We start from the raw sequence: 18236 nt of genomic DNA, 5'->3' as shown, positions 1-18236 counted from the left end.
TTTCGCAGCGGTCACGTCGAGTAGCGCGTCCACAGCGGCAGTACCTCGTGGAGGTAATCCATGAACTTCTTCAGGCCGACCCGGTATTCGACGTAGCCGTACGGGTCGACCGCGCGCTGCGGAAAGGCTATCCCGACGCCGAAGAGTCCAGGGGCCAGGATGCCGTTGGCCGGGTTGTAATCAAGCTGACCCCATTGTGGGGTTTCCGGCGACGTTCTCCGGTCGAGGCCGACGGTGTACACCGCGAGATCGCACTCGGCGAGTTTCCGGTCGAAGTCGGGTCCGTCGACCAGGCAGCGTTCCAGGCGCTCCGGCAACACACCGTCGATGTTCTCCCTGGCCCACACCGCTGCCCGCCCTTTGAGGCCGGTGTCGTCGTAGAAGATCCAATCATCGAGATAGACAGCGTATTTGACCGGACTGCGGTAAAAGTTGACCACCTTGGCCACCGGAAGGCGGAGCAGATGCGGAAGCGCGATCATCGACGAGTGTGACGACCCGAAGACCGCGACGGTGGCGTTCTCCAGCGGTTCGTCGGCCAGCTTCTCCGGATCTAGTGCGACCTCGAGCGGAATCTCTTGCAGCTGAGGGTAATCGAGCGTATTCGGGGTTGCTCCCACCGCCAGTATCACGTTCGCTGACGTGATCGCCTCCTGCTGCTCCGTCCCGATGTGCCACTGCCGGTTCTCCAGGGCCAGCGTCGTCGCAGTGGTTTCGAACGTGTCGACCCGCTCTCGCAGGTGCCCCGTGATCCACAGCAGGGGATCGGCGACCAGAGCGAGGGCGCACGTCTCCTCCGGGTCGATTTCGGTCAACGGCATCGGGGGCGCTTCGGAGAAGCGAAAAGCCTTGGCGCCATTCAGGTACTCCAGAAAGGCGCTCACCTTCGTATTGCTTGACACCGACCGCCACTTGGCGCCGAGGTCGCCGGCACCGAACGCGGGGTCGATCCAGGCGATGTCCTGATCGGAAACACCGTGATCGAGCAGCTTGCCTACGGACGCGATGCCCGCCGGCCCGGCGCCGATGACCGCCCATGCATAAGTCATGCGTTATGTATAGAGATTCGCGCAGTCATGCGCTACTCGCGGGGGCCGGAAGACGGCACGATCCAGGCGGCCGCGTCGGGTGGGAGTTCACCGTCGACCAGTGGCGCGCTGGTCAGAATCGGCTCGCCATCCGGCAGTGGTATCGGCTTCGTGCCGGCGTTGAGCACGCAGCGTAATCCGGCTGCGCCACGCGCAAAAGCGAGCGTGTCGGCCGGCGCGTCCAGCCACTCGAATCCGTCGCCGCTGAATTCGATTCGGCTACGGCGCAATTCGAGAGCCCGTTGGAAGAACGACAGCGTCGAGTCGGCGTTGAGTAGCTGCTTCTCGACGGTGAGCGACTCCCATTCCGGTGGTATCGGCAGCCAGGTGTCGGCCGAGGCGGAGAACCCGAATGGGGGAGTGTCACCACGCCACGGGAGCGGAATGCGGCAGCCGTCCCGTCCGCGGACGGTGTGTCCCGAACGCTCCCAGGTCGGATCGCGCAGCGCCTCATCGGGCAGTTCGACGTTGGGCAGGCCCAATTCCTGACCGTTGTAGAGGAATATCGCGCCGGGCAGCGCGAGGGTCAGCAGCGCGACCGCGCGGGCCCGGTCCAATCCGACGTCGCCCCCGCCGTAACGGGTGGGCGAGCGAACGACGTCGTGGTTTTCCAACGTCCATGTGGGCGTGGCGTTTTCCAATGCCGCAGCAGCCAGCGTGTTCTCGATCGCATCGTGAATCTCGACCAGGTCGAACTCGGCTCGTATCAGGCGGAAATTGAACCCCAGGTGCAACTCGTCGGCGCGGACGTATTCGGCCCAGCTGGCATTGTCGAAGACCCACACCTCACCGATCGTCACCGCCTCGGGAAAGTCGTCCATCACCCGACGGATATTGCGATGGATCGCATGCACATTCGGATGGTTGAATCGCGGATCGCCGTCGCTGAGCATCCGGGGGCGCATCTCGACATCGGTGTCCGGCAAGCCCGGCGGTTTGGCCATCCCGTGTGCGACATCGATGCGGAAGCCGTCGACCCCGCGTTCGAGCCAGAACCGTAGTGTCTTCTCGAGGTCGTCGAAAACCTCGGGGTTGTCCCAATTGAGGTCCGGCTGCTCGACGTCGAAGAGATGCAGGTACCACTGGCCCGGGTTGCCGTCCGCCTCCACGACCCGCGTCCAGGACGGTCCGCCGAAAACGGACTGCCAATTGTTGGGCGGCTCAGCCCCTTCCGGTCCGCGCCCGTCGCGGAAAATGTAGCGGTCGCGTGCGGCGCTCCCCGGTTCGGCGGCCAGCGCCTCGTGGAACCACGGATGCTCGGAGCTGGTGTGGTTTGGCACCAGGTCCATCGTGATCTTGATGCCGCGTTGATGGGCGGCGGCGATCAGCCGCTCCAGCGCGGCCAGGCTGCCGAACAGCGGATCGATGTCGCGCGGGTCCGACACGTCGTAGCCATGATCGGCCATCGGGGACACCATGATCGGGCTGAACCAGATCGAGTTGATGCCCAGGCGGTCCAAGTAATCCAGCCGCTCGGCCACGCCGTCGATGTCGCCCACACCGTCACCGTCGCTGTCGGCGAACGACCGTGGGTACACCTGATAGAACAGGGCGTCCGCCCACCAGGGTCGCTGTTGTCGAGTGCTCATCAGAAGGGCGAGTTGACCATTGAGTGTGCCGCCATTTCCAGGTAGTCGAGCAGCGCCTTGCGATGCGCGTCGTCGAGAGTTGTCGAGTCGATAGAGCCGACGGCGGTGTGCATGCATCGCAGCCACGCGTCGCGTTCGAACGGGCCGATCTGGAACGGTGCGTGCCGCATTCGGAGCCGGGGATGTCCGCGTTGCTCGGAGTAGGTTCGCGGGCCACCCCAGTACTGCTCGAGGAACATCCGCAGCCGTACCTCGGCGCCCGCGAGGTCGTCCTCCGGGTAGAGCGGTCGCAGAATCTCGTCCTCGGCGACCAGCTCGTAGAAGCGCGCCACGATCGCATGGAACGTATCCGCCCCACCGACGGCGTCGTAGAAAGTCTCTTCTGGTTGTTCCATCGCCTCCATTGTGGGCCATACCCGAAGCCGCCCGCCGAGCGACATGTGAACCTTGGGCGAGTGGCGCGCTACCGGCTGTTCACCGGATTGACCAGCGAACACTCGTCAAATTGGCGTGCGCTCGCCGGCGAATCGTGGTGGACTGGTCAGCGGAGGACGCATGGCGCAGCGCACAAAACGCCGCAGCCACCACAGTTCAGGTGCCGCGGCCGGCCTCACCGGGCCTGCAAACGGCTCCACCCTGCACAGCGTTCCTACCGTCGATCCGCACGCCTCGGCGCCGCATGACGGCGGATCGGTCTGGAATCGTCGGCGGGTGCTGCTGCTGAACTCCACCTACGAACCCCTGACAGCCTTGCCTGTCCGGCGGGCGATCGTGATGCTGATCTGCGGCAAGGCCGAGGTTGTGCATGACGACCCGACCGGGCCGGTCGTTCACTCCTCGACCAGGTCGATCGCGGTGCCGTCGGTGATCCGGCTGCGCACCTTCGTCCGGGTGCCCTATCGCGCCCGCGTCCCGATGACCCGTGCGGCGCTGATGCACCGCGATCGGTTTTGTTGCGCCTACTGCGGTGCCAAGGCCGACACCGTCGATCACGTGGTTCCGCGCAGCCGGGGCGGCGAGCACTCCTGGGAGAACTGCGTCGCCTGCTGCTCGACCTGCAACCACCGCAAGGGTGACAAATTGCTCGCCGAGCTGGGCTGGTCGCTGCGAATGGCGCCGACGCCGCCGAAAGGTCAGCACTGGCGGCTGTTGTCGACCGTCAAGGAGCTCGACCCGGCCTGGGCGCGATACCTCGGCGAAGGCGCGGCCTGACCGGACCGGCCGGCGTGTGTGGCCCCTCGATCGCCGGTGGGATACGGTTTGCGTCGTGAACACCATGGAAATTCACGCACTTTTCCTGGGTGTCCCGCTCGTGCTGACGATCCTGCTGGCCGCAGCGATCTGGTCACGCAAGGGGCCCCACCCGGCGACCTACAAGCTGCCGGATTCCTGGACACACACGCCGATCCTGTGGGCCGCCACCGACGAGGTCGTCGGCCACGGTCACGGGCACGGCCACGACGACTTCAGCGTGGGGGGTGGCGCAAGTGGCAAGTGGTGAGTTGGCAACGCTCGCTCCGGCCGAACTGCCGCACGGCTCGGCGATCACCACCAGCGGCCGTATCTCCGCTGTCACCGAGCCCGGCGAACTGTCCGTGCACTATCCGTTCCCGATCAACGACCTGGTCACCCTCGACGACGCGCTGACCTACGGGTCGCGCGCCGCCGGTGCCCGCTTCGCGGTCTACGTCGGCGACCTGGGTGGCGACACCGGAGCGCGCGCACGCGAGATCCTGGCGAAGGTGCCGAACCCGAACGACGCCGTGCTGATCGCCGTCTCACCGAATCAGCGCGCAATCGAGGTCGTCTACGGCTCGGCCGTGCGCGGACGTGGAGCCGAGTCGGCCGCACCGCTGGGTGTCGCCGCCGCGGCGGCGTCCTTCAAGGACGGCAACCTGATCGACGGTCTGGTCAGCGCGGTCCGGGTGACCAGCGCCGGCATCTCGCCCGCCTGACCTCGCTGGTCAGGCTTCGCCGCCGCCGTCGAATCGTCGTGCCCGCAACGACCTCTCGATGCCGGCGCGGCCCTCGAGCACCAGTCGTCGCAGTGCCGGAGGTAGGTCGGAGTCGGCCAGGAAGGCGTCTGCGGCCTCGATGCCCTCGTCGCTGACGTCCCACGACGGGTAGAGCCCGACGACGACCGTCTGGGCGACCTCGCTGGACCGCCGCTCCCAGATGCCGGGGATCGCGGCGAAGTACCGGGCGGCGAAAGGCTTGAGCACCTCACCCTGTCCGGGCTGGGCGAAGCCGGCGATGATCGACCGGGTGGTGATGTTGGCCAGCGTGTCGTCTTCGGTGGCCGACGTCCACGCCGTCTCCTTCACCTCCGCCTGCGGCCGCGCGGCCGCGGCCTGCGCCCCGTGCCGTTTACCCGCGGCTGTCGGGTCACGCTTCACCTCGGCGTCGATGAACGGCGTCGCCGGCCCGTCGGCATCGATCTCACCGGCTGCTGCCAGCGCGGTGACGATTCGCCAGCGCAGATCGGTGTCGACGGTCAGTCCGGCCAGACCCAGCTCGGCGGGGTCGCCGTCGAGGAGGTCGGTCAGCACCGACACGTGCGGCGCCGACAGCAGGGACGTGCACAGGGCGTTGACGAACGCCAACTGGTGATCCGAACCCTCCGCCGCGCCGCGGGCCAACTCCAGCAGCCGATCGGCGAACGCCGGCCAGCCCTCGGTGCGCGCCCACTCGGGGTCGGCGTAGGAACCGAGTGCGGTCTGCGCCTGCAGCAGTAGCCGCTGCGCGACACCGACTTCGGTCTCGGCCTGAATGCCTCCGGAGACCAGCGACACGAAGTCGCGGGCCTTCAACTCGGCGTCGCGGGTCATCTCCCACGCCGCCGACCAGACCAACGTCCGCGGCAGCGGCTCGGCGATGTCGGCGATGCGACCCAGCGCGGTGTCCAGCGAACCGGGATCCAGTCGCAGCGAGCAGTACGTCAGGTCGTCGTCGTTGACCAGAACCAGACTGCCCGCCGAAACCCCAACCAGCGCAGCCACTTCCGTACTCGGGCCGTCGATGTCGAGTTCTTCGCGATGCGAGCGGGTCAACTTCCCGCTGCCGTCGTCGTCGTAGATGCCGATCGCCAGGCGGTGCACCCGCGTCTCACCGGCGCCGGGCGCGGCGCCGCTCTGGGTCAACGCGAACCGGGTGAACTTACCGTCGGCGTCGACGTCGAAGTCCGCTCGAAGTGTGTTGAGGCCAGTCGTTTTCAGCCACTGCTGACCCCAGTCGGACAGGTCACGGCCAGAAGCCTTCTCCAGCGCGGAGAGCAGGTCGTCGAACGTGGCGTTGTCGAACGCGTGCGAGCGGAAATAGTCCCGCAGGCCGGTCAGGAAGTGCTCCAGCCCGACGTAGGCAACCAGCTGCTTGAGCACACTGGCGCCCTTGGCGTAGGTGATGCCGTCGAAGTTGACCTCGACCGCGGCCAGGTCCGGGATGTCGGCGGCCACCGGATGCGTGGACGGCAGCTGGTCCTGGCGGTAGGCCCACGATTTCTCGGAGTTGGCGAATGTCGTCCAGGCCGTGGTGAACTCGGTCGCCTCCGCTTGGCACAGCACCGACGCGAAGGTGGCGAACGACTCGTTGAGCCACAGGTCATCCCACCACCGCATGGTGACCAGGTCGCCGAACCACATGTGCGCCATCTCGTGCAGCACGGTCTCCGCGCGCCGTTCGTAGGACGCCCGGGTCACCTTGCTGCGAAAGACATAGTCCTCCAAAAACGTGACGGCGCCGGCGTTCTCCATCGCGCCCGCGTTGAACTCCGGCACGAACAGCTGGTCGTATTTGCCGAACGCGTAGGGGACCCCGAAGTTGTTGTGGTAGAAGCCAAATCCCTGCTTGGTCTGGGTGAAGAGCCGTTCGGGATCCATGAATTCCGCGAGGGTGGCCCGGCAGAACAGGCCGAGCGCGATCTCGCCGTGCTCGTCGCGGTAGACGTCGTCCCAGCGGGCATAGGGCCCGGCGATCAGCGCGACCAGATAGGTGCTCATCTTCGGCGTGGTGGCGAACGTGTGGACACCGTCGACGGCGCTCACCGTGCTCCCGTTGGACACCACCTGCCAGTGCTGGGGAGCGGTCACCGAGATGTCGAAGGTGGCTTTGAGGTCCGGCTGGTCGAAGCAGGCGAACATCCGCTTGGCGTCGGCGGTTTCGAACTGCGAGTACAGGTAGACCTCGTCGTCGACCGGGTCGACGAACCGGTGCAGGCCTTCGCCGGTGTTGGAGTAGCGGCAGTCGGCGTCGACCACGAGGACGTTGTGTTCGGCCAGCCCGGTCAGGGCGATGCCGGTCGACTCGTTGTAGCCGGACACGTCGAGGTCGTTGCCGTTGAGGGTCGCGCCTCGCACGGTCGCAGCGGCGATGTCGACGACGGTGTCGGCGCCGGCAAGGGCGTCGAAGGTGACGGTCGTGGTGGAGCGGAAGGTGTTGTCGCCGGGCCGGCCGTCACCGTCGGTGAGGTCCAGGGCGATTCGGTAGTTGTCGACGGTCACCAGTGCGGCGCGTTCGGCAGCCTGGTCGCGGGTGAGGTTGGGGAGAGCCACGTGTCCAATCTAGGTCGGCGACGATGCAGGCCGCGCAGTGGCCTGAGGAGAAGCCGGCCGGTTGGGGTAGGTCGGCGACGATGCAGGCCGCGCAGTGGCCTGAGGAGAAGCCGGCCGGTTGGGGTAGGTCGGCGACGATGCAGGCCGCGCAGTGGCCTGAGGAGAAGCCGGCCGGCTCGAGTAGGTCTCGGTGCCCGCGGAGGGAATTGGACCGCCGCGGCTAGGGTTGTGCTGGACGGCTAGCCGTCCGTTGACGAGAGGATCCCGTATGTCCGAGAAGTCAGTCGCCGATTTTTGGTTCGACCCGTTGTGCCCGTGGGCGTGGATCACCTCCCGCTGGATCCTGGAAGTCGAAAAGGTCCGCGACATCACGGTGAACTTCCAGGTGATGAGCCTGGCGGTGCTCAACGAGAACCGCGAAGGACTGCCGTCGGAATACAAGGAGAAGCTGGCCAAGGCGTTCGGCCCGGTGCGGGTTGCGATCGCGGCCGAGCAGGCGCGCGGCTCCGAGATCTTGGCCCCGCTGTACGAGGCGATGGGCACCCGGATCCACAACGAAGGCAACAAAGATTTCGACGACGTGATCAAGCAGTCGCTGGCGGCGTTGGACTTGCCGGCCGACCTGGCCGACGCCGCCACCACCGACGCCTACGACGAAGCACTGCGTAAAAGTCACCACGCCGGTATGGACGCCGTCGGCGACGACGTAGGCACGCCCACCATTCACATCAACGGCATCGCGTTCTTCGGTCCGGTGTTGTCGCGGATTCCCCGTGGCGAAGAGGCCGGCAAGCTCTGGGACGCGTCGGTGACGTTCGCGTCCTACCCGCACTTCTTCGAGCTCAAGCGCAGCCGTACCGAGGGCCCCGAGTTCGACTAGTTCCGTTCGGCGGTGCAAGGATCACCGTCATGCGCGTCTACCTCGGCTCCGACCACGCCGGTTACGAACTCAAACAGCAGATCATCGAGCACCTGACGGCGACCGGTCACGAGCCGATCGACTGCGGCGCCTACACCTATGACGCTGAGGACGACTACCCGGCTTTCTGCATAGCGGCAGCGGTCAAGACCGTCGCCGACCCGGGGAGTCTCGGCATCGTGCTGGGCGGATCGGGCAACGGCGAGCAGATCGCGGCCAACAAGGTCCCCGGAGCGCGCTGCGCACTGGCGTGGAGCGTGGAGACCGCGTCGCTGGCCCGCCAGCACAACAACGCTCAGCTGATCGGCATCGGCGGACGCATGCACACCGCGGACGAGGCCCTTGCCATCGTCGACGCGTTCTTGACCACGCCGTGGTCGGAAGCCGAACGCCACCAACGGCGTATCGACATTCTCGAGGAGTACGAACGCACCCATCAGGCGCCACCGGTGCCCGGCGCCGGCAGCGAGTAAGCGACCGTGCCCGAAGGGCATACCCTGCACCGCCTGGCCCGGTTGCATCAGAAGCGTTACGCCGGTGAGTCGGTGGCGGTGTCGAGTCCGCAGGGCCGATTCGCCACCGAGGCGGCCAATGTCGACGGTCGCGTGTTGCAAGGTGCCAGCGCGTGGGGCAAGCATCTGTTTCACCATTACTCCGGCGGCGCAATCGTGCACGTGCACCTCGGCTTGTACGGCACCTTCCGGGAATGGAAGCGCCCGGACGACGGGGAGATACCCGCCGCGGTGGGGCAGGTCAGGATGCGGATGGTCGGCGCCGAATACGGCACCGATCTCCGGGGCCCGACCGTGTGCGAGGTGATCGACGAAGCCCAGGTCGATGACGTCGTCGCCAAGCTCGGGCCCGACCCGCTGCGTCGTGACGCGGACCCGGCTTGGCCGTGGAAGCGAATAACGAAGTCGCGCAGATCAATCGGCGCTCTACTGATGGACCAGACCATCATCGCCGGTGTCGGCAACGTCTATCGCAGTGAGCTGCTTTTCCGGCACGGCATCGACCCTTACCGGCCCGGCCAGAAGATCGACGAGTCGGAATTCGCCGAAGCGTGGAGCGACCTGGTGGACTTGATGAAAGTCGGGGTGCGCCGCGGCAAGATCATTACCGTGCGACCCGAGCACGATCACGGCGAGGCGCCGCGGGGCCGCGGACAGGGGCGGGCGCGCAAATACGTCTACCGCCGCACCGGCGACCCCTGCCGGATATGCCAAACCCCGATCCGCACAGCCGAATTGGAAGGTCGCAACTTGTTCTGGTGCCCGACCTGTCAGACCTGACCTGTCGGCACCGTCTCGGCCAAGCGCTTGTGGGTCAAGGCGTTTGGACGCCCAGCACCCGATAAATCTCGTCGCTCATGACGACGCTGCGCGGATCGGCGTTGGCCTTGGTCGGGTCGAAGTGGTTCATCACGTAGGCGTAGCCGATCCGGTTCTCCAGGTCGACGAAACCGAACGACCCGCCGAGCCCGCCGTGCCCGAATATCGACGGGTTCGGCCCGTTGACGCGGCGCTGATTGAGCATGTAACCCAGGCCCCAACCGTGGTCGGCGACGCGGGGACCGAGGACCAGGTCGGTGTCGAGCCCGCCCTGGCAGACCCGGATCAGATCCATGTGCGCGCGGCTGAGCAGCTTCTCTTCGGCCAACGCGTTGTAGAACGTCGCCAAGCCCAGAGCGGACACCTGACCGTTGGTGCCGGGGAATTCGAGTTCGCGCCACAGGTCCAGATCGTTCGAACTCACCTCGTCGTCAGGTGCGAACCCCATCGACACGGACAGGCCCGCTTTCGGGTGCTCGGAAAGCGAGGTCGGGTAGCCGGGGGCGTTGACGTCGGCCAGCATGTCGCGGATGTGCGGCTTGGCGATCCGGTCGGCGCAGCGTCGCTGCACGTCGCGGGGTGTGCCGATGTGGATCTCGGCGCCGAGCGGCTCGGCGATCTCGGTGCGCAGGTACTCACCGACCGTGCGGCCGCTGACCCGCCGGAATATCTCACCGAGGATGAAGCCGAAGGTCGTCATGTGATAGCCCTGCGCGGTCCCCGGCTCCCACCACGGTTCGGCCTCGGCCAGCCGTTCGCATACATAGTCCCAGTCGGTGACCTGTTTCCAGTCCATCCGCTCGCGCGGCCCGATCACACCCGAGCGGTGGCTCATCACCATGGCCAGGGTGATGTCTGCTTTGCCTGCCTGCCCGAACTCGGGCCAGTAACGGGCCACCGGGGCGTCGAGGTCGAGCTCGCCGCGCTCGACGAGTTGATGCACGCAGGTGCTGGTCAGGCCTTTGGTGCCGGACAACACGGTCGACAGCGTGTCCTCTTTCCAGGGGTGGTCGCCGGCTTCGTCAGCCGAACCAGCCCACAGGTTGACCACCAATTCACCGTCCACCCAGGCTGCAACGGCGGCCCCGACTTCCTTCCCCTGGACGAAGTTCTCGGCGAACGCATCCTGCACGCCCTGGAAACGGGACGCACAGGTGCCATGAATCTGGATGTCGGCCGTGGCGCCTGAGTGCTGAATGGTCAGCCTCCTCAGCTTGCCGGTCCGGCAATGTCGGCCACCGGGCCGACGCAGCCGCTGTGAGCGTCCTCAGCGTAGCCCGCCGGGCCACAGACGCTGGTATGGAGCGGGACGTGCGAACTATCGCTCTCACAGTAAGGCCCCTGCGGCCCTGAGCAATATCGCCACGCCCGACCGGGACCAGGCGCGATCAGTAGAACGACACGGGCGGCAGCGGGCGGATGTTGCCGCCACTGTGACCTGCTGCGAAGTCCAGGCCGCCGACAGCGTCGTCGCGGCCTTGCAGTGTGATGGTTCCGACGCGGCGAAATCTGCCGATGGGTGCGCTGACGCAGAACTCGACGACATCGCCTTCCCCGAGTTCGGCGTCGTCGGCGCGGAGGCCGAACAGCGTGGGGACGACGCCGACCAGGTAAAGCCACAACGACGAATACAGCGCCGGCTGGCCTGCCGCGACCGGCATCGTGACGTGGTGCAGGGGAGCACCGTCGCCGGACGACGCGAGCAGAAAGTCTTGATCGCGGCCTGCTCCGTAGGCGTCGGGGAACTTCAGGCTGACTGAACGAATGTCGGAGTGCCCCGATTCGGCGACTCCGAGCTGAACGTAGATCTCTCGTGTCTCCCGGTCGGCGAACAGCGGAGCCGACCCAGGCAGTCGGGCGTCGTCGTCAAGTGCAAAGAGTCCCCGGTGCACCACCGATTCGGCGGTGAACAGGTCACCAGTTCGTCCGACGATTGCGCCTACGGTCGCTCGCGTCGCCAGCAGCGTCGTGCGGAGGTTCATTGGCTCCAACGTACCCAATTACGCCGCCCCGATTGTCGCGCAGCCGTGGGTCCCGAGGTCACCTCTACAGGGTGCCGCCCCTGACAGGCGAAAAGCAGCACAGCGCAGAGAAATCCGGGCGGCTTGCCGCCGGAGCAAGCCGGGTGTGGGTCCGTGACGGCCGTCCCGCACGACACCGCACCCAGCGTCGTCCATGGTTGTTCTACGCACGATGACTTATGAGGTTTCCCAGAGTTGTGGATGAGATAGGCCAGGAATGGCGGTCTCCTGCAAGGCTGTTCATATGTCTCGTCCTCGATGTCCGCGTTCCCTGGAGTGTCTGCTCCGGGGTATTGACCCGAGGACCGCTGGCAGAAGTGAATCCGCTGGCAACAGCCACCGACTCCGGCCGCTGAGGCCGGCCGATCACCCGGTCATGGTGACACCGCACCGCTTTGACCTGTCGAGCGTGCCGAGTTGATTCGGCTGCAGGCACCGGGGTCCCAGCAGTCCACGGACAACGCGTTCTTGGAAGCCCAGGCGTGCGTTGCCGACAAGCATCCCTGGTGAAGCGGTTCGAGATCAGGGCGACCGAGTGCGCCGGCCTCGACGTCACGCGGACGGCCGAGCGGCTTCCGCTGTTTTCCCTTGCGACTCCACGCGTCTGCACAAACCCCCCTTCCCTGGTCGGTTGTCAAGGGCAGCTAGCGGCGACGACGCCCACTGCGGTGATGTGAAGGAGTAACGATCCATGGATTTCGTCAGCTATCCGCCGGAGGTCAACTCGGCCCGGATGTATGCCGGCGCCGGGGCGGGACCAATGTTGGCCGCGGCCGAGGCGTGGGACGCACTCGCCAAGGAACTTCATTCGGCGGCGAATTCGTACCAATCGGTCATATCGGAACTGACCACCGGCCCCTGGTTGGGCCCGGCGTCGGCGTCGATGAGCGCGGCGGCGGCGCCGTATGCGGCGTGGTTGCGAGTCACCGCCACACAGGCCGACGAGAGTAGCGCTCAGGCCAAGTCTGCGGCCGTTGCCTACCAGACCGCGTTTTCGGCGACAGTGCCACCAATGATGGTGGAGGCCAACCGTGTTCAGCTGGCAACCCTCGTCGCCACCAACGTGCTCGGAATCAACACCCAGGCGATCGCAGCCACCGAGGCGGAGTACGGCGAAATGTGGGCCCAGGATCTCGCGGCCATGTACGGCTACGCCGCCTCGTCGGCCTCTTCGACGGCGCTGACGCCGTTCGACCCACCCCCGCAGACCACCAACCCGGCCGGCTTGGTCGACCAGGCCGCCGGCCGGGGCGGCGGCGTCGTGGAGAGCACGGTTCAGCAAGCCGTCTCCGCCGCCGCCGGCGGGCTGCAAAGTGCGGCTGCCACTCCCGAAGAGGAATTCCTCATCCTCCTGGCCGATATTTTGACCATTCTGTTGGCCGGGCCGGCCCTCTTTTCACTGTTCATCGCCGTGCCCGCCAGCGTGGTCGGCGTCGTCGGGTTTCCGGTGAGCCTCATCGGTGTCGGGGCCGGCTTGCACACCGACGAGATCATCAGCGGCTGGAACGGCGAAGAGCCCTATCCGGGCACTGACCCCGCGCCGGTGAAGCCGTTCCCGGCGCCACTGCTCAACCTGCCGGAAGGCACGCTGCCGCCGCCACGCGTGGCGGCCGGCCTAGGCGAGGCCAAGATCGTGGGAAACCTGTCCGTGCCGCCGACCTGGGCCGTTGCCACCCCCGCGGTGCAGCCAGTCGCCTACACATTGCCCGGGACCGTCGCGGCTGCCAACGCCGTTCCAGAGGCCGGAGCCGACTCCAACAACACGTTCAGCGAGATGGCCCTGGCCGGGATGGCCGGGCGGGTCATGGCCGGAACGGTGAGCGCGGGTGCGGACCGGGTGGCACAGGGCGCGCGCGGCGCGGTGCGGGCCGGTGCAGGGGCGGTGAGTCAGGCGCGGACGACCGCGGCCGGCGACGAGTCCGCCGCGCAGGAAGTTCCCCGCCCGGTGGTGACCGGTGTAGCGGCCGAACTCCGTGAGTTCGCCAAGCTCGTCGACGAGGGACTGTTGACCAAAGACGAATACCTCCACCAGAAGAAGCGGTTGCTCGGCATCTGAAACGCCCACCGGACTCCTCGATTTCCTGGAAGAAATAAGCGTGCCAACAGATTTCGCGATCTATCCGCCGGAGATCAACTCCCTGCGGATGTACACCGGCCCGGGGCCGGGACCGATGCTGGCCGCTGCGCAGGCCTGGGCTGCCCTGGCCGACGAGCTGTACGCGGCGGCGACGGCGTCCCAGTCGGTGGTGTCGGACCTGACCCAGACGGCATGGTCGGGCCCGTCCTCCGAAGCCATGAGCGCCTCCGCCGAGCGTCATGTCCAGTGGCTGAGCGCCAGCGCGGCGCAGGCCGAGCACACCACCTTCCAGGCCCAGATGGCTGCTGCCGCATACGAGGCCGCGTTCGCGGCGACAGTGCCGCCAGCCGTGGTTGCCGCCAACCGCAGCTTGCTCGCGCTGCTGGTAGCCACCAACTTCCTGGGGCAGAACACGCCGGCTATCGCTGCCACCGAGGGGCTTTATGCCGAGATGTGGGCACAGGACGCCCTGGCGATGTACACCTACGCCGGCTCGTCGGCGGCAGCGGTCATGCTGACGCCGTTCAGCACCCCGCGCCAAACCGTTGACCCGGGTGCGATCGCCGGCCAGGCCGCCGCGGTCGCCGGCAACGTCGCCGGGCAAGCGCAGAACGCCATATCGGTTGTGCCGCAGGCATTGTCGGTGTTGGCGGCGCCGGCCGAGAGCGGCGATTTCGGCTTGCTCGCCGCCTTGGCCACGCTGCTCCTGGTTGCGCCAGGCGACTTCGCAGGCGTCATCGTGCTGGCACCGATTGACGTGCTGACCGGATTCGCCGAAGTCCCAGGTGCTAGTTTCACCACCCTGTCGGGTCTGCTCGACGACAAAACCTTCTCCCACTACAACGGCGAACAACCCTGGCCGGGTGATGGACCGGCACCGTTGTGGGCTTTTCCGGCGCCGCTGTCGAACCCGCCCGCCGGCGTACTTTCCGCGCCGGCGACGACTGCGGCGTTGGGCGAAGCGAACCTGGTCGGGAAACTGTCGGTGCCGGCGGGATGGACCGTCGCCGCACCCGAGGTACGCGCCGTCGCGTTCAGCACCCCGCTCACTGCGGTGCCGCCCGCAGCGGCGGCGTTGGAAGGCGGGGCGCCGGGGTTCGGACAGGCTTTGGCTGGGCAGGCCATGGTCGGACAGGCGATGGGTGGATCGGCACCGTCGAACAGTGAACGAAACGCGAAACCCGTGACCCACGCGCGGCGTTCCGGGCGGATCGCCGCCAATGCGACCGCCGACCGCGTCGGAGTCTCGCCCGCGCCGCCGCGCAAAGTCGTGACCGGTGTGGTGGCCGCGATCCGTGACATCGCCAGGCAGCGCGCCGAAGGACTGCTCACCGACCAGGAATACGACGAGCGCAAGAAGGTCCTACTCGAGGGCGCTTCGGGGGATCCGACGCTGATCTGAGAGCCGGCGTGCGGACCAGCTGGGCGGCGCGATGCCGTTCCCACGCTGGTCCGGGTGGAGCGGGCGACGGGAATCGAACCCGCGTAGCTAGTTTGGAAGACTAGGGCTCTACCATTGAGCTACGCCCGCGTGTGTGTCAGTCGAGCGCGACTTTACGGCGCGGCAGACATCAATTCCAAATGTTGCCCCGTCCCGTGATCTGGTCGTGAGGCCGATACAGGCCCGGCGAGCCGTGGCCGTAGGATCGCGTGGTCACCGCGGGGTGTAGCGCAGCTTGGTAGCGCATCCGCTTTGGGAGCGGAAGGCCGCAGGTTCAAATCCTGTCACCCCGACTGGCACGCCACACCCCATCGGCTTGAGCACGACAAGACCGTCAGTAACTACGGAGGAGCACACCCGTGAAGAGCACCGTCGAGCAGCTGAGCCCCACCAGGGTTCGCATCAACGTAGAGGTGCCATTCAACGAATTGAAGCCGGACTTCGACCGCGCCTACAAAGAGCTCGCCAAGCAGGTGCGGCTGCCTGGCTTCCGTCCGGGCAAAGCCCCGGCCAAGTTGCTGGAGGCCCGCGTCGGCAAAGAGGCGATCCTCGATCAGGTCGTCAACGAGGCGTTGCCGAGCCGCTACGGCCAGGCCGTCACGGAGTCCGAGGTTCGACCGCTCGGTCAGCCCGAGATCGAGGTGACCAAGAAGGTGTACGGCGACGACCTCGTCTTCACCGCCGAGGTCGATGTGCGACCCGACTTCCCCCTCCCGGACCTGAGCGCGCTCAAGATCACCGTGGACCCGATCAAGGTCAGCGACGAGGAGGTCGACAAGGAGTTGCAGAACCTGCGTGCCCGGTTCGGCACCCTGAGCGGTGTCGAGCGGCCCGTTGCGACCGGCGACTTCGTCTCCATCGACCTCTCGGCCACCATCGACGGCGAAGAAGTGCCGGACGCCGCGACCCAGGGCCTGTCGCACGAGGTCGGATCTGGTCAGCTGATCGACGGCCTCGACGACGCCGTCGTGGGCCTGTCGGCCGGCGAAACGAAGGTCTTCACCACCGAGTTGGCCGCCGGGCCCCACGCCGGCAAGCAAGCCGAAGTCACCGTCACCGTCGGCTCGGTCAAAGAACGCGAGCTGCCCGAACCCGACGACGAGTTCGCGCAACTGGCAAGCGAATTCGACACCATCGACGAATTGAAGGCCAGCCTTTCCGAACAGGTCAGCCGCGTCAAGCGGGTCCAGCAGGCCGAGGAGATCCGCACGGCCGCGCTGGAGGCGCTGCTCGAAGGCGTCGAGATGCCGTTGCCGGAAGCGATCGTCCAGGCCCAGGTGGACAACACCATCCACAACGCGCTGCACGGGCTCGACCACGACGACGCCAAGCTCGCCGAGGCTCTCGAGAAGCAGGGCACGACGCGCGAGAAGTTCGACGCCGACGCCCGCAGCGAGGCCGAGAAGGCCATCAAGACGCAGCTTCTGCTCGATGCGCTCGGCGACGACCTCGACATCCAGGTCGGCCAGGACGACTTGACCGAGCGGCTGGTGATGACCTCGCGCCAGTACGGCATCCAGCCGCAGGAGCTGTTGGGCTACCTGCAGCAGCAGAACCAGCTGCCCGCAATGTTCGCCGACGTGCGCCGGGGCAAGACCATCGCGGCAGCGGTCGAGGCGGCCACGGTCAGCGACACCGACGGAAACGTGATCGACACCTCGGAGTTCTTCGGCGGCCAGCGGCTGGCGGCCGAAGAAGATTCAGAGGATGGAGAAACCGACGAGGACGACGCATCGTCGGAGGAGCCCTCAGGCGACACGAAGTGACGCTGTGAGCGAACGCGGGGACTTCGGGGAGTCCTCGGCGGCCGTGGTTGGTTAGTGTCGGTGATTAAGGAACTCGAGAAAGCAGGTAACCCACTGTGAGCCGTGGGACGGAAATGCGCGCCAGCGCGCTGGGTCTGAACCTCACCGATTCGGTCTATGAGCGATTGCTCTCCGAGCGCATCATCTTCCTGGGGTCGCAGGTCGACGACGACATCGCCAACCGGTTGTGCGCACAGATCCTGCTACTCGCAGCCGAGGACGCCACCAAAGACATCCACCTCTACATCAACTCACCCGGCGGATCGATCAGTGCCGGCATGGCGATCTACGACACGATGGTGCTGGCCCCGTGCGACATCGCCACCTACGCGATGGGCATGGCGGCGTCGATGGGTGAGTTCCTGTTGGCCGCAGGCACCAAGGGCAAGCGTTACGCGCTGCCGCACGCGCGCATCCTGATGCACCAGCCGCTGGGCGGGGTGACCGGTAGCGCGGCCGACATCGCCATCCAGGCCGAGCAGTTCACGGTGATCAAGAAGGAAATGTTCCGGCTCAACGCGGAGTTCACCGGACAGTCCATGGAACGCATCGAAGCCGATTCCGACCGCGACCGGTGGTTCACCGCTCAGGAAGCGCTGGAGTACGGATTCGTCGACCACATCATCACCCGCGCCGAGCACATCAGTGGAGAAGCAGAATGAACCCCGAGATCCAACCGCAGGCGCGCTACATTCTGCCGTCGTTCGTCGAGCACTCCAGCTGGGGTGTCAAAGAGTCGAACCCGTACAACAAGCTGTTCGAGGAGCGGATCATCTTCCTCGGCGTCCAGGTCGATGACGCGTCGGCCAACGACATCATGGCGCAGCTGCTGGTGCTCGAGTCGTTGGACCCCGACCGCGACATCACCATGTACATCAACTCGCCCGGCGGCAGCTTCACGTCGTTGATGGCGATCTACGACACCATGCAGTACGTCCGCGCCGACATCCAGACGGTGTGCCTGGGTCAGGCTGCTTCGGCGGCGGCTGTGCTGCTCGCCGCGGGCACCCCGGGTAAGCGGATGGCGTTGCCGAACGCCCGGATTCTTATTCATCAGCCGTCGCTGTCCGGTGTGATCCAGGGTCAGTTCTCCGACCTGGAGATCCAGGCCGCCGAGATCGAGCGGATGCGCACGCTGATGGAGACGACGCTGGCGCACCACACCAACAAGGACGCCGCGGTGGTCCGTAAGGACACCGACCGCGACAAGATCCTCACCGCGCCGGAGGCCAAGGAGTACGGGATCATCGACACCGTGCTGGAGTACCGCAAGCTGTCGGCGTCGACGTCCTAATCGGCTGTCGCGCAGGCTGGTTCACCCAGCCGTCCGACCGGTGGCCGTGACGGGTGCCGCCATCGGCCCAGACACCCACACCGGCGCACGACCCGATACCCCGGCGGGACAGCCGGGCTCGCCT

Annotated in this window: 17 protein-coding genes and 2 tRNA genes; 12 read left to right on the top strand and 7 right to left on the bottom strand. The window is 66.5% G+C overall.

The genetic code is table 11. The features are described 5' to 3' along the window. Positions 1–11: 11 nt before the first annotated feature. The 3 genes from ACZYW1_RS22245 to ACZYW1_RS22235 are packed head-to-tail and all read right to left on the bottom strand — an operon-like array spanning position 12 to position 3081. The gene (locus ACZYW1_RS22245; protein ID WP_463788614.1) at positions 12–1049 is read right to left on the bottom strand and encodes an FAD/NAD(P)-binding protein; all 1038 of its coding nucleotides are present in this window, start codon (positions 1047–1049) and stop codon (positions 12–14) included. Positions 1050–1081: 32 nt separating this feature from the next. After that, positions 1082–2677, bottom strand: a complete 1596-nt coding sequence (locus tag ACZYW1_RS22240) for a glycoside hydrolase family 13 protein (protein WP_463788613.1) — start codon at positions 2675–2677, stop codon at positions 1082–1084. Further along, positions 2677–3081, bottom strand: a complete 405-nt coding sequence (locus ACZYW1_RS22235; protein WP_463788841.1) for a globin — start codon at positions 3079–3081, stop codon at positions 2677–2679. Before ACZYW1_RS22235 ends, ACZYW1_RS22240 begins: the two co-directional genes overlap by 1 nt. A gap of 151 nt (positions 3082–3232) precedes the next feature. Between ACZYW1_RS22235 and ACZYW1_RS22230 the strand changes: the two genes are divergently transcribed. The 3 genes from ACZYW1_RS22230 (at position 3233) to ACZYW1_RS22220 (ending at position 4632) form a co-directional block, all read left to right on the top strand. Further along, positions 3233–3889, top strand: coding sequence for an HNH endonuclease (locus ACZYW1_RS22230; protein WP_463788612.1), 657 nt, complete (start codon positions 3233–3235; stop codon positions 3887–3889). Between the two features lie 64 nt (positions 3890–3953). Then, entirely contained in the window at positions 3954–4178 is a 225-nt protein-coding gene (gene ctaJ / locus ACZYW1_RS22225; protein WP_463788840.1) for an aa3-type cytochrome oxidase subunit CtaJ, read from the top strand. Continuing rightward, positions 4165–4632, top strand: coding sequence for a DUF5130 domain-containing protein (locus tag ACZYW1_RS22220; protein ID WP_463788611.1), 468 nt, complete (start codon positions 4165–4167; stop codon positions 4630–4632). The genes ctaJ and ACZYW1_RS22220 overlap by 14 nt, the downstream gene beginning before the upstream one ends. 9 nt (positions 4633–4641) lie before the next feature. On the opposite strand, the gene pepN is transcribed toward ACZYW1_RS22220, so the two are convergent. Beyond that, positions 4642–7224 (bottom strand): aminopeptidase N, encoded by a 2583-nt coding sequence (gene pepN, locus ACZYW1_RS22215; protein ID WP_463788610.1) that lies wholly within the window; start codon positions 7222–7224, stop codon positions 4642–4644. 268 nt (positions 7225–7492) lie between these two features. On the opposite strand from pepN, the gene ACZYW1_RS22210 reads away from it, so the two are divergent. Genes ACZYW1_RS22210 through ACZYW1_RS22200 form a run of 3 tightly spaced genes read left to right on the top strand, consistent with a single transcriptional unit; the run spans position 7493 to position 9435 of the window. After that, positions 7493–8104: a mycothiol-dependent nitroreductase Rv2466c family protein gene (locus ACZYW1_RS22210; protein WP_463788609.1), complete on the top strand. Its 612-nt coding sequence runs from the start codon at positions 7493–7495 to the stop codon at positions 8102–8104. A 29-nt stretch (positions 8105–8133) separates the two neighbouring features. Further along, positions 8134–8616 carry a ribose-5-phosphate isomerase gene (locus ACZYW1_RS22205; RefSeq protein WP_463788608.1) on the top strand — a complete coding sequence of 161 codons (483 nt, stop codon included), beginning with the start codon at positions 8134–8136 and terminating at the stop codon, positions 8614–8616. A 6-nt stretch (positions 8617–8622) separates the two neighbouring features. Further along, a complete protein-coding gene (locus ACZYW1_RS22200; protein ID WP_463788607.1) occupies positions 8623–9435 on the top strand; it encodes an Fpg/Nei family DNA glycosylase in 813 nt (270 codons plus the stop codon). Between the two features lie 34 nt (positions 9436–9469). Here ACZYW1_RS22200 and ACZYW1_RS22195 read toward each other — a convergent pair whose 3' ends face one another. Further along, entirely contained in the window at positions 9470–10645 is a 1176-nt protein-coding gene (locus ACZYW1_RS22195) for a serine hydrolase domain-containing protein (RefSeq protein WP_463788839.1), read from the bottom strand. Positions 10646–10862: 217 nt separating this feature from the next. Beyond that, the gene (locus ACZYW1_RS22190) at positions 10863–11456 is read right to left on the bottom strand and encodes a hypothetical protein (protein WP_463788606.1); all 594 of its coding nucleotides are present in this window, start codon (positions 11454–11456) and stop codon (positions 10863–10865) included. A 730-nt stretch (positions 11457–12186) separates the two neighbouring features. On the opposite strand from ACZYW1_RS22190, the gene ACZYW1_RS22185 reads away from it, so the two are divergent. Together ACZYW1_RS22185 and ACZYW1_RS22180 are read left to right on the top strand one after the other, a co-directional pair. Beyond that, a complete protein-coding gene (locus ACZYW1_RS22185) occupies positions 12187–13551 on the top strand; it encodes a PPE family protein, SVP subgroup (protein ID WP_463788605.1) in 1365 nt (454 codons plus the stop codon). Between the two features lie 40 nt (positions 13552–13591). Beyond that, the gene (locus tag ACZYW1_RS22180; protein WP_463788604.1) at positions 13592–14974 is read left to right on the top strand and encodes a PPE family protein, SVP subgroup; all 1383 of its coding nucleotides are present in this window, start codon (positions 13592–13594) and stop codon (positions 14972–14974) included. A gap of 55 nt (positions 14975–15029) precedes the next feature. On the opposite strand, the gene ACZYW1_RS22175 is transcribed toward ACZYW1_RS22180, so the two are convergent. Then, positions 15030–15103, bottom strand: a tRNA-Gly gene (locus ACZYW1_RS22175). A 129-nt stretch (positions 15104–15232) separates the two neighbouring features. Between ACZYW1_RS22175 and ACZYW1_RS22170 the strand changes: the two genes are divergently transcribed. The 4 genes from ACZYW1_RS22170 (at position 15233) to ACZYW1_RS22155 (ending at position 18112) form a co-directional block, all read left to right on the top strand. Beyond that, positions 15233–15306 (top strand) — tRNA-Pro (locus tag ACZYW1_RS22170). 66 nt (positions 15307–15372) lie between these two features. Beyond that, positions 15373–16779 carry a trigger factor gene (gene tig, locus ACZYW1_RS22165; protein WP_463788603.1) on the top strand — a complete coding sequence of 469 codons (1407 nt, stop codon included), beginning with the start codon at positions 15373–15375 and terminating at the stop codon, positions 16777–16779. Between the two features lie 95 nt (positions 16780–16874). Beyond that, complete coding sequence (locus ACZYW1_RS22160; protein ID WP_463788602.1) at positions 16875–17480, top strand: ATP-dependent Clp protease proteolytic subunit; 606 nt, start codon at positions 16875–16877, stop codon at positions 17478–17480. Continuing rightward, a complete protein-coding gene (locus ACZYW1_RS22155; protein ID WP_463788601.1) occupies positions 17477–18112 on the top strand; it encodes an ATP-dependent Clp protease proteolytic subunit in 636 nt (211 codons plus the stop codon). Before ACZYW1_RS22160 ends, ACZYW1_RS22155 begins: the two co-directional genes overlap by 4 nt. Positions 18113–18236 lie beyond the last annotated feature (124 nt).

It is taken from the genome of Mycobacterium sp. IDUB_36 (assembly GCF_055419225.1).
This window is presented reverse-complemented; position numbering and strand designations above follow the sequence as displayed.